Here is an 11,066-nt window from a genome sequence, read left to right as displayed (position 1 = left end):
GAAGCCTTTGCCGGTGGCTGGTTTCACTCCGGTGACCTGGCGGTTATGGAGCCTGATGGCTATGTCAAGATTCGCGACCGGCTGAAAGACGTCATCATCTCCGGCGGGGAAAACATCTCTTCGCTTGAAGTCGAGGAGATCATTCAACGCCATGAAGACGTCGAACTCGCAGCGGTTGTCGCAATGGCGGACGCCAAATGGGGCGAAGTTCCCGCCGCTTTCGTCCAGTTGCGCCCTGACAGCGAGCTGAGCGAAGAGGTGTTAATCAGCTTCTGCAGAGACAATATCAGCCACTTCAAGGCGCCCAGGAAAATCATTTTCGGCCGGCTGCCAACCACGTCAACGGGGAAAATCCAGAAGTTCCTGCTGCGCCGGCAACTCGAACCTGGCGGTTAGCGACTGTTGTTCATCAGTCCAGCAGCGTGACCGACCTGATCAGCGCATGTACAAGCTGGCCGTTACCGAGTCCGAGCCTGCGGCAGGAATGTTCGGTGATTTCGGCTGTCAGTATCTGCCCGTCCCGGAGCTTACCCGCCACCAGTATGCGGCCTGGGCGGAAGGCCTCAATCCGCTCGACAATGACCGGTAACTGATTCACCACGCTGACATCCCCGATACGATGCCGGGCGATCGCGACGTCGCTGGAATGGATCCGCACGCGGGTCGGCATCCCATGGGGACCAGGATCCTCGATCAGGAACTGGAGGTGTTCGTTGCCAAAGCGTATCAGTCCGTCAGCCTGCCCCGGCAACACCCTGCCTGCAAGCACACAGACAGTACCCTTGTCAGCGAACAGTGGCGAGTCGGTGCGCCTGAGGGTCTGCTGGAGGGACTCGACCGAGGAGATGCGGCCGGCTTCCATAAACACCACGCGATCGGCCAGCCGTTCGACCTCATCCGGTGAGTGCGTCACCATCACAATCGGCACACCCGATTCCGCAGCCAGCCGCGACAGGAACGGCATGACCTCGCGTCTGTTGCGGGTGTCGAGGGCAGAAAGCGGTTCGTCGAGCAGCAACAACTGCGGGCTGGTCAGCAGAGCGCGGCCAAGCGAGACGCGCTGGCGCTGACCACCCGAGAGCCGGTCAATCGGCCGGTCGAGCAGATCAGCGATACCGAGCATATCGGTAACCCCGCTCAGGTGCAGCCGGCGCAGTGATGCGGGTGTGCGCTTGTAACCGTAGAGCAGGTTTCCGCGCACCGACAAGTGTGGCAGCAGGCTGTGTTCCTGGAACACGATTCCGATCCGGCGCTGGTGTAGTGGGACAAAGTGCTTGCCCTGCTGCCAGACCTGATCGCCGAAACGGACCTCTGCATCGCGCACCTTTTCAAGCCCCGCCATAATGCGAAGCAGGGTTGTCTTGCCGCAGCCGGATCGTCCGAACAACGATGTCACTCCGCCGGGCGGCAGATCGATGTCGACGTCCAGCTCGAAGTCACTCCGTTTAAGCCTTGCCCTGATTGCCAGCGTCATACCCTGGCTACCTTGAAGCGACGGGTCAGGCCATAAACCACGAACAGGGTGAAGAACGCGAAAATCAGCAGCATCAGTGATAACCGGTGGGCGGCCTCATAGTTCATTGCTTCAGCGTGGTCGTAGATCAGTACCGACAGCACTCTGGTCTCGCCGGGAATACTGCCGCCAAGCATGAGGATGACGCCGAACTCGCCCAGCGTATGGGCAAACGTCAGGGTGGCGGCAACAACGAAGCCCCCCCGGGTCAGTGGCAGGGTGACGGTAACGAAGCGGTCGATCAGACCGGCACCAAGGCTGCTGGCGACCTCGGCGGGCCGGCGGCCGAGATTGCCGAAAGCCTCGGTCAACGGCTGGACCGCAAACGGCATCGAGTAGAGAACCGAGGCAATCAGGATACCCTCGAAGGTGAAGGCAAGATGATGCAAGCCCAGGGATTCGAGGGTGCCGCCGACCGCACCACGCGGCCCGAGCACAATCAACAGGTAGAAACCGAGCACCGTTGGCGGCAGCACCAGCGGCAGAGCGACGATCGCCTGGACCGCAATCCTTGCCGCCGATTGACCACTCGACAGCCACCATGCAATCGGTGTCGCTATGACAAGCAGGATCAGCGTGGTATAGAAACAGAGCCGGAGGGTGACCTCAATTGCCTGCCAGTCTGCCGGGCTGAGTTCGGGCATGGAATTCTCTCAGTCTTGAGTGGGTATTGACCTTCGCTCGTTTGCTACCTCGGTATCACGAATCCATACCGCTCCATGATCTCGTGCACTGTGCCGGTGTCCATGAAACGTGCGAAGTTTGCCACCGGCTGTTTGTCGCCGCCATGCCTGGTAATGATAAAGCCCTGGGTCAGCGGATTGTGGAGCTTTTCATCAATGAGATGGTCGGGATGCCTGGCCATGTCAGGAAATTTCGCCAGCGACAGCGCAATGATGCCAACGTCCGCAGCGCCGGATTCGACCATCTGCGCGGTATGAGCGATATTCTCCCCGAACACCAGCTTTGGCTGGACCGTTTCCCATACGCCTGCAGCCTGCAAAGCCTCCTGCGCGCGCAGACCATAGGGTGCGTGGGAGGGTTGGGCGATGGCCAGGCGCCGGATGCGCGGGTCGGTGGGCAGGTCCGCCAGCCTCAGCTTCGAGGCGTCCAGCGTGTTACTCCAGAGGACGATGCGGCCGATGGCATAAACGGCGGGCTCGGTGGCGGTAAAACCCTCCGCCCTGAGCCTTTCCGGAAACGAGATGTCGGCAGAGAAAAAGATGTCATAGGGGGCGCCGTTCAGGATCTGCGTCGTTATCTTGCCCGACGAACCGTAGATCACCTCGAACCTGTGGTCGGGGTGATCGCGACGGTAAACCTCGATGATCTCATCCAGCGCAAAACGCAGGTCAGAGGCCGCGGCGATGATGAAGTTGCCACCGTGGGCGCGGGTGGCGAACAACAGCAGGCAGGCCAGCAACATGAGGCCCAGGAGTTTCATGAACGGGTTCCTTGCATCGGACAACGGAGACGGTGAGGCCGCCGGACTGTATCTGTCGGGTTCGTTTGTCGAATTCGCCGGAGCGTTAAGTCCTATAGGACATAACGCACAGTGTAGCGCAACCGGGATGCCAGCACAGTAGCAGGATCAGATTCCGGGGCCGCCGGCCAGTTTCCGCAGTGCTTCCAGTTCTGGCGCGGCCTCAGCGTTAAGACGCTCTTCCAGGGCGTCGTAGAGAGCGACCAGTTCTTCTCCGAGAGTGGTCAGGTATGCCCCGCCACCGCCCTTGCCACCTGCCATGGTTGCGACCAGCAACTGACTGAACCGCCTGTTCAGGGAGTCGGTAAGAAGCCAGGCGCGTTTATAAGGCATACCGAGCGAACGCGCGGCCGCGGCAATGGAGCGGGTCTTGCCAACCGCCCGCAGCAGGTCAATTTTGCCGGGGCCAATGGCAATCCCGTCGCCGAGGTAGACGCGGGGCCGGATCAATACCGCAGAGGACGTGTTTTTCTCAGGAGTCATGGCAGGGATGTTATCGGAAGTTGCTGCTAGCGGGTAGATATATAATGCAGGTGATCGGAACCAGATTCAGCTGGGGCGCGGCGAGCTCCACGGAGGACGGACTTGTGATCGGAAATTTCTGGCGCTGTGTGCCACTTCAGAAAACACTCGCGAAATCTCTCCCCGTCTGAATCCCTTGCTACGTCGTTGTTTCAAAGGTTCGTACCCGGTTACTATAGGCGTCGGGTTGATAGCCCCCTGTCACCAACTTACTCTCCATCTAACCGGGCCGCTGCTCTGTCTGAATCAAGCGCTTAATACCATGAATGAAAAGGACGACCTCAGAACCCAAGCCTACCTTGTGGCACGGCACCAGCATCCGGCCTGGAAGCTGCTGTCTGCCACTCGCGGGCCGCTGGTTCTTGGCTGCCTGCAGGCATTGCTGGAGCAGAATCGGGATGAAATCCTGTTCGAGGATGCCCAGCAGATGTTGACCGGGATTCTGCGCCAGCATGCCAACAGTGACGACCTGGAGTTGTCCACCAATGACCCGGCGGTGGACGCCAGAAAGGAACTGCGGGCCTGGATTCGTCGCGGATTAATTGTGGAGAGAAACGGCAAGCTGATGGCGACCGATGCCCTGCAAAAAGCCCTGGATTTCGTCGAGGGGCTGGACAACCGGATCATGACGTCCACCGCCTCACGGCTGGCGACAGTGCAGCGGGAAATCGAGAACCTGGAAACCCGCCTGAACCCGAATGCGCAAAGCCGCGCCGACCACATCCGCGGCAAAATCAAGGATCTGGAACACGAACTGGCCGAGGTTGAAGCTGGGCACTTCAAGGTACTGGAGGGCGCCGAAGCCTCGGAGGGCATTCGCGAGGTCTACAACCTGTCGGTCAGCCTGTGGGCGGATTTCCGGCGGGTGGAAGACTCCTACCGGGACGCCGACCGGCGGCTGCGCCAGTCCATTGTCAGCGAGCAGCATCACCGCGGCGAGATTGTCGACCGTTTGCTTGATGGCCACGATACGCTGCTGGAAACCGCCGAAGGCAAGGTCTTCCACGGCTTTAATGAACAGTTGAGCCGGTCCACCGAGCTGGACAGCATGAAACAGCGGCTGCGCACCATTCTGCGGCATCCGGCCACCCGCCACGCCCTGACTCGACAACAGCAGGACGAGCTGCGCTGGCTGGTGATTCGCCTGATCCAGGAATCCGCCGCCGTGATCAAGGCCCGGGCCCGCAGCGAGCGGGACGTGAAAGGCTTCCTGAAGACCGGCCTGGCCGCAGAAAACCACCGGGTCGGGGAGCTACTGAACGGCCTTCTTAACACGGCGCTTACTATTGACTGGTCCAGCCATAAAATCCGCAAAAGCGGAACACCCCTGCCCCCGGTCGCCGTTGAGGTTGCCGGCCTGCCGCTGGTGGAACGACTCAGATTCAAGTCGGCCACGGAAGAGCAGGAGCAGGGGCTGGAACTGTCCGGGCAGGACGTCAATCTGGAGGACGTGGATGCAGAATTCTGGCGAGCCTTCGACGGACTGGACCGGGAGGCGCTTTACCAGGATACGGTGGAGTTGCTTCAGGTCACTGACCGCCCCATGAGCATCGCCGAGCTGGCCAGCCATCTGCCGCCCACCCACGACCTGGAATCCATTGCCCTCTGGCTCGCCATGGCCCGGGAGGCGGAGGTCGAGATCTCTGAAGACCGGGAAGCGGTGGACATCACCGACAGTAACGGCCACAAACTGCGCTTTCATGTGCCGCACCTCACTTTGACCCGAACTGCCGCAGAGTCCATCGACTGGGAGCTTTAATACCGTATGTCCGACTATTTTGACCGCCTGACCCGCCGGAAAGGCCCACCGCAGGACGACCAGCCACCGCAGCCTGAAGTCCCGGCCACAGAAGTCGACGCGGCGGCATCGACCGCAACCGACCAGTACACTGCCGGCAATCTGAAAACCACTGCCCAGGATCTGCTCAAATACGGGCTGCTGGAGGCAGATCGCAAGCCCAATTTGTACCAAGTGGCCATCACCCAGACATCGGCAGTGAACCGTATCCTGGAACCCTTTGACCTGCGTCTGAAAATCGATGACATTCGCGGCCTGGCCTTTCTGGTGGTGTCCGAACAGCTGTTCCAGGACGGCGATAAAACCGACGACGAGTGGACCCACCCGCTGGTGCGACGTCAGCGCATGAACCTGGAACAATCGCTGCTGATTGCGATCCTGCGCCAGCATTTTATTGCCCACGAGCAGGAGGCCGGACTCGGTGCCGGGGATGCGGTGGTGGAACTAGAAGAACTGTTACCGCAACTGCAGCTTTACCTGGGGGATACCGGCAGTGACGCCCGCGACCAGAAACGCCTGCGCAGTCTGCTGGAAAACCTGAAAAACCACGGTATTGTCTCGGAGATCGATACCAATGACCAGGTCATCATCCGGCCCATCATTACCCATCTTGCCAACCCTGAGAACCTGCAGAACCTGCTGCAGCATTTCCGTAGGTTGGTAGGCAAGGCCGCCGATGACCATGCTAACACCGATGGAGACGATGCATGAGCCTGCCCCAGAACGACCTGTTTGCGGCAGAAATTATCCCGTCCACTGCTTATATCCTGACCCATCTGGACCTCTACAACTGGGGGCCATTCAATGGCCGCCATTGCGCCGAAATCGACCCGAAGGGCACCGCCATCATCGGCCCCACGGGCAGCGGCAAGACCACACTGGTGGATGCATTGATGACCCTGCTGACCCATCAGCCCCGTTATAACCTGGCCTCCACCGGCGGCCATGAGAGCGACCGGGACCTGATCTCCTATATTCGCGGGGTCTCCGGGGCCGGTAATAATTCCGGCGATAACAGCCATATTGCCCGCCCTGGCAAAACCGTGACCGCGATCAGCGCACGCCTCTCCAATGGCAACAAAACACTGCGTATCGGGGTATTGCTCTGGGTCGATGGCAGCAGCTCGGCCGCCAGTGATCTGAAACGTTTATGGCTGTTCTCGGAAGCAGACGACCCGGGCTTGGACGACTGGCTGGCCATCCACCATGAGGGCGGTGCCCGGGGACTGAAGCAGCATGCCCGGGATACCCCCGGTCTGCAGGCCAACGACAGCAAGAAGGCTTACCTGGCTCAAGTCCGGCGCTTCTTCGAAGTTGGTGAAAATGCTTTTACTCTGCTCAATAGAGCCGCCGGGCTAAAACAGCTCAACAGTATTGATGAAATCTTCCGCGAACTGGTGCTGGATGACCATTCCGCCTTTGACCGGGCAGGCGAAGTGGCCAGCGAATTCGATGACCTGGCCGCGATTCACAACGAACTGGAAACCGCCCGCAAACAGCATCAGTCCCTGCAGCCGATTGCCGACACCTGGCGGAAGCACCAGACCACCCGTAACGAACTGGATCAGCAGCAAACCCTGAAGGACATTCTGCCGGTATGGTTTGCTGACGCCGGTTACCAGCTCTGGAGTGACCGAATCCGGGATCTGGATATCCGGCTGGGGCAAAGCCAGAACACCATCGATACGCTTCAGGGCGCCGTCACCGGCCTGAACAGCAAGGCTACCACCCTCAAGGACGTCTACCTGGAAGCCGGCGGTGCCAGCATCGAACAACTGCGGGAACAGCTCGGCCAGCAACAGCGCTGGGTCAACGACCGGGCCCGCCACGCCGACGACTACCAGGCCCTGACCCGTAAACTGGCTCTGGACGACACCCTTTCTCCCCAGGGCCTGGCCGCCAACCGGCAACAGGGTAAAACCAGGCTGCAGGAACTGTCCTCACTCGAGGAAACCGGGGACCGCGCCTTACTGGATTTGCGTATCCGCCACGGCAAGCTTGCGGAAACCCTCACGGAACTGACGGAAGAGATCGACCGCATCAAGGCCCGGCCCGGGTCCAACATCGACGGTCGCTACCAGGAATTCCGCAGCGAACTGGCCCGGGCCTTGAATCTGAACGAAGCCAGCCTGCCCTTTGTGGCCGAACTGGTGGAAGTCAAAACCGAGGAGAAAGCCTGGCGCGGCGCCATCGAACGCGCCATTGGCGGGCACCGGTTGCGACTGCTGGTGCCACCGGCGGCTATGCAGTCAGCCCTGGACCGGGTCAACCACCACGACAACCAGCTACATGTGCGGTTACTGGAAGCCGGTGCACCTCAGACCCCCGCCCGGTTTATGGAAGACGGCTTCACCCGCAAGCTCAATTTCAAAAGCCACCCCCACCGGGAGGCCGTGAAACAGTTGCTGGCAGGCATTGACCGGCATTGCGTTGATTCCCCGGAAGCTCTGCGCCAGACGCCCCACGGAATGACCCAACGAGGCTTAATGTCCGGCAAGAAGGGCTATTTCGAGAAACGGGATAACCAACGCCTCGACAAGGGCTGGATGACCGGGTTCAACAACCGGGACCGGCTGGCCGCCCTGACCGAAGAACTGGCGGAAAGCCAGCAGGCAGCGGACAGCATCCAGCAGGAACTTGAGAAGGCCCGCAAAGACCTGAAGAACACCCGGGACCATATCGCGCTGTACAAACTGCTGGCAGACATCGCTTTCAGCGACATTGACCTGCCCAGCGCCCGGCAAGAGCTGGACGAACTGCAGGCCCGCCTGGAAACCCTCACCGCCCCGGACTCCGATGTGGAAAAGGCCAGGCGGGAGTACGAAATCGTGAACCAGGAGCTGGAGCAGACCCAGCAGAAACTCTCTGACGAGCGCACCCGCCATGCCCTGCTGGATGACAAACGCACCCAGGCCACCGATCGCTGCAAGGATTTGCTGGAACGGATCGGCGAGGGCTTGACCGATGAGCAACAGGCCCTGGCGGACAAACACTTTAGCCCACCAAAAGCGGACCAGCACGACCGACTGGAACTGCTGGAACGGGCCCAGCGAGAACAACTGGAGAAGTTCATCAGCAAACTGGGCAAACAGATTCAGGGCTACGAACTCAGCCTCACCCAACTGATGGAAAAGGCCCGCACCATTGACACCGGTGCTCTGGCAGAAACCGGCAGCGAAATCCGCGACATCCCCGAGTACCTGGAACGGCTGCGGGTGCTGGAAGAAGAAGCCCTTCCCCAGAAGCTGGAGCGCTTCCTGAACTACCTGAACCAGTCTTCGGAGCAAGGGGTTATCCAGTTGCTGGCCCATATCCAGAATCAGGTCGCCATTATCGAGGAACGCATCGCCGACCTGAACGCCACCCTGCGGCGGGTGGACTTCCAACCGGGCCGTTTCCTGCGTCTGGAGCCGCGGCGAGTCGCCCATGAATCCCTGCGCACTCTTGAACGGGCCCAACGTCAGTTGCGCGCCGATGCCCTGAAAGACGACCAGGGCGAAAGCCACTTCAGGGCCCTGCAGAACATGGTGGGGTTGCTGCGGGGTGCGGCCGACAACAAGCGCACCGTCGGCGCCCGCGCCCTGCTGGACCCCCGCTACCGACTGCAGTTCGAAGTCTCGGTACTGAACCGGGAGTCCGGCACCGTTATCGAAACCCGTACCGGCTCCCAGGGCGGCAGTGGCGGCGAAAAGGAAATCATTGCAAGTTACATCCTTACCGCCTCCCTCAGCTACGCCCTTTGCCCGGATGGCGCCACCCAGCCGCTGTTCGGAACCATTGTGCTGGACGAAGCCTTCTCGAAGAGCTCCCATGCGGTTGCCGGGCGCATTATCTCCGCCCTGAACGAGTTTGGCCTACACCCGCTGTTCGTCACTCCGAACAAGGAAATGCGCCTGTTACGAGCCCATACCCGCTCCGCCATTCTGGTACACCGTAAAGACCTGCAAGCCACCATGACCTCCCTGAGCTGGGAAGAACTGGAGGCGCACGCCGAAAAAATGACCCGGAAGGCCCATGAAGTCACCGGCTGATCTGGCCGCCAGGCTGGCCCGGCAATGGCAGAACACGGAGCTGCGGGAGCAGCGCCTGCTAAACCCGGAAAGCTGGCCACTGCGAATCCTTATTGGTAAGCCAACCGGTGCGGCCGTCCGGAGTCATCTCGACAGGGTTCGGACGCATTTGCAGACCTGGCGAGAAGTCACTATTGGACAGATTGAATGGCAGCCCATCCGTTTCCAGAGCGCCAGCGAGCCCATCGAGATTCCGGTTGCCTGGGTATTGGCATCGCCGACCGAGTGGGTGCAGGCAACCGGCAACAATGAGGTAAAGCGGGAATACCAGATGCTCAGCCGCCTGGCCTCCTCACTGGATCAGCGCTTTCATTCACTGATTATCCGCCGCCGCAGCCTGGTCACCGACAAACCGGAGCAGGATGTTATCCGCAGCGGAACGCTGACCCTTCAGCTAAGTCCCGGCTATGCCGAAGGCAAGCCACTGCGAGCGTTATCCCTTGCCGGTATCGATAGCAAGTTTTTCGAGCGCAACCGGCAATTGGTGATTCAGATGTTAGATGTGCTACACGACGGACAGGCCAGCGAAACCGGCCTAGAAGCCTTTTTGAGTGCAGAGGATGAGGGCCATCACTGGTTGTTGGTGGCCGATCTGGACGGGCAGTTGTTGCCGTTTTCACAATTTCGGGTCCGGGCCAGCGAGTTGCAGAACACCCCACTACCGGGACAGAATCTGCTGCTGGTGGAGAACGAACGCTGCCTTCACCAGCTGCCGAGGACACCCGATACCATCGCCCTGCTAGGCTCTGGCCTGAACCTGTCCTGGCTGCAGGCCGCCTGGCTGATGCAGAAAAACATCGCTTACTGGGGCGACGTGGATACCTGGGGCCTGACCATGCTGGCCCGGGCAAGGGAGTCCCTGCCCCACCTCCGCCCATTATTGATGAGCCGCGCTGTTTTCGAGGGATTCGGAGAAGATAACGCGGTCATTGAGCCTCAGCCCGCTTCGTCTGTTCCCCCTTCCGGCCTCACAGGTAAAGAAATGGACCTCTACTGGCTGCTACTGGGAAAAGAGCGGGGCCGGCTGGAGCAGGAGTTTCTGCCAGTCGACAGTGTTCACTGTGCTGTGGGTTTATGGATCAGGAGCTTGAGGGGATAGCCAGCGATCACGAAACTCTGTAGTAATCCGCTATTACCCGCTTCACCACCACCGCTGATACTGTTTCCGAACTGACAAAACAAACAAAAGGACACAGCCATGAGCGGCAATAAAATTCTGATGATTACCGGTGATTTCACCGAAGACTACGAAACCATGGTGCCATTCCAGGCACTGCAGGCTGTTGGCCACACCGTTCACGCCGTGTGCCCGGACAAAAAGGCCGGCGACACAGTCGCTACCGCCATTCATGATTTCGAGGGTGACCAGACCTACACCGAAAAACCCGGCCACCGCTTTACCCTGAATGCAGACTTCGAAGGGCTGGACCCCGCGAATTACGATGCCCTGGTGGTTCCTGGCGGTCGCGCTCCGGAATATCTGCGCCTGAACAAGGATGTGCAGAAACTCATCCGGCACTTTTTCGAAACCGACAAGCCGGTCGCTGCGATCTGCCACGGCGCTCAGTTACTGGCGGCGGCGGGGGTTCTGGAGGGGCGGAAATGCTCGGCTTATCCCGCCTGCCAGCCAGAAGTGGAGCTGGCTGGAGGCACCTTCGCCGCAATCGAGGTTGATCAGGC

10 protein-coding genes are annotated in these 11,066 nt (G+C 60.1%); 6 read left to right on the top strand and 4 right to left on the bottom strand.

What is annotated here, in order from left to right:
- A partial coding sequence (locus tag VJ956_RS16010) for an AMP-binding enzyme (RefSeq protein ID WP_414674454.1) occupies nt 1-396 on the top strand: 396 nt, incomplete at its 5' end.
- 13 nt (nt 397-409) lie between these two features.
- Here VJ956_RS16010 and modC read toward each other — a convergent pair.
- From modC to VJ956_RS15990, 4 genes are all read right to left on the bottom strand, one after another.
- Nucleotides 410-1,474 carry a molybdenum ABC transporter ATP-binding protein gene (modC, locus tag VJ956_RS16005; protein ID WP_324086041.1) on the bottom strand — a complete coding sequence of 355 codons (1,065 nt, stop codon included), beginning with the start codon at nt 1,472-1,474 and terminating at the stop codon, nt 410-412.
- Nucleotides 1,471-2,157 carry a molybdate ABC transporter permease subunit gene (modB, locus tag VJ956_RS16000; protein ID WP_324086040.1) on the bottom strand — a complete coding sequence of 229 codons (687 nt, stop codon included), beginning with the start codon at nt 2,155-2,157 and terminating at the stop codon, nt 1,471-1,473. Before modB ends, modC begins: the two co-directional genes overlap by 4 nt.
- A 44-nt stretch (nt 2,158-2,201) precedes the next feature.
- Complete coding sequence (gene modA, locus VJ956_RS15995) at nt 2,202-2,957, bottom strand: molybdate ABC transporter substrate-binding protein (protein ID WP_324086039.1); 756 nt, start codon at nt 2,955-2,957, stop codon at nt 2,202-2,204.
- Nucleotides 2,958-3,104: 147 nt separating this feature from the next.
- Complete coding sequence (locus tag VJ956_RS15990; RefSeq protein WP_324086038.1) at nt 3,105-3,479, bottom strand: LysR family transcriptional regulator; 375 nt, start codon at nt 3,477-3,479, stop codon at nt 3,105-3,107.
- A 301-nt stretch (nt 3,480-3,780) separates the two neighbouring features.
- On the opposite strand from VJ956_RS15990, the gene VJ956_RS15985 reads away from it, so the two are divergent.
- The 5 genes from VJ956_RS15985 to VJ956_RS15965 form a co-directional block, all read left to right on the top strand.
- Nucleotides 3,781-5,277: a DUF3375 domain-containing protein gene (locus VJ956_RS15985; RefSeq protein ID WP_324086037.1), complete on the top strand. Its 1,497-nt coding sequence runs from the start codon at nt 3,781-3,783 to the stop codon at nt 5,275-5,277.
- 6 nt (nt 5,278-5,283) lie between these two features.
- Entirely contained in the window at nt 5,284-6,027 is a 744-nt protein-coding gene (locus VJ956_RS15980) for a DUF4194 domain-containing protein (protein ID WP_324086036.1), read from the top strand.
- A complete protein-coding gene (locus VJ956_RS15975; RefSeq protein ID WP_324086035.1) occupies nt 6,024-9,347 on the top strand; it encodes an ATP-binding protein in 3,324 nt (1,107 codons plus the stop codon). Before VJ956_RS15980 ends, VJ956_RS15975 begins: the two co-directional genes overlap by 4 nt.
- On the top strand, nt 9,331-10,485 hold the full coding sequence (locus VJ956_RS15970) for a Wadjet anti-phage system protein JetD domain-containing protein (RefSeq protein ID WP_324086034.1): 1,155 nt from the start codon (nt 9,331-9,333) through the stop codon (nt 10,483-10,485). The genes VJ956_RS15975 and VJ956_RS15970 overlap by 17 nt, the downstream gene beginning before the upstream one ends.
- Nucleotides 10,486-10,584: 99 nt before the next feature.
- A partial coding sequence (locus VJ956_RS15965; RefSeq protein WP_324086033.1) for a DJ-1/PfpI family protein occupies nt 10,585-11,066 on the top strand: 482 nt, incomplete at its 3' end.

Source organism: Marinobacter sp., from assembly GCF_035268745.1.
Classification (GTDB): Bacteria; Pseudomonadota; Gammaproteobacteria; order Pseudomonadales; family Oleiphilaceae; genus Marinobacter.
The sequence above is the reverse complement of the archived record's forward strand: the minus strand, read 5'-3'. Positions and strand labels throughout refer to the sequence as shown.

Bases quoted from the DNA above. Each gene is read 5' to 3' on its own strand.
- modC (WP_324086041.1), bottom strand. From the start codon at position 1,474: ATGACGCTGGCAATCAGGGCAAGGCTTAAACGGAGTGACTTCGAGCTG.
- modB (WP_324086040.1), bottom strand. From the start codon at position 2,157: ATGCCCGAACTCAGCCCGGCAGACTGGCAGGCAATTGAGGTCACCCTC.
- modA (WP_324086039.1), bottom strand. From the start codon at position 2,957: ATGAAACTCCTGGGCCTCATGTTGCTGGCCTGCCTGCTGTTGTTCGCC.
- VJ956_RS15990 (WP_324086038.1), bottom strand. From the start codon at position 3,479: ATGACTCCTGAGAAAAACACGTCCTCTGCGGTATTGATCCGGCCCCGC.
- VJ956_RS15985 (WP_324086037.1), top strand. From the start codon at position 3,781: ATGAATGAAAAGGACGACCTCAGAACCCAAGCCTACCTTGTGGCACGG.
- VJ956_RS15980 (WP_324086036.1), top strand. From the start codon at position 5,284: ATGTCCGACTATTTTGACCGCCTGACCCGCCGGAAAGGCCCACCGCAG.
- VJ956_RS15975 (WP_324086035.1), top strand. From the start codon at position 6,024: ATGAGCCTGCCCCAGAACGACCTGTTTGCGGCAGAAATTATCCCGTCC.
- VJ956_RS15970 (WP_324086034.1), top strand. From the start codon at position 9,331: ATGAAGTCACCGGCTGATCTGGCCGCCAGGCTGGCCCGGCAATGGCAG.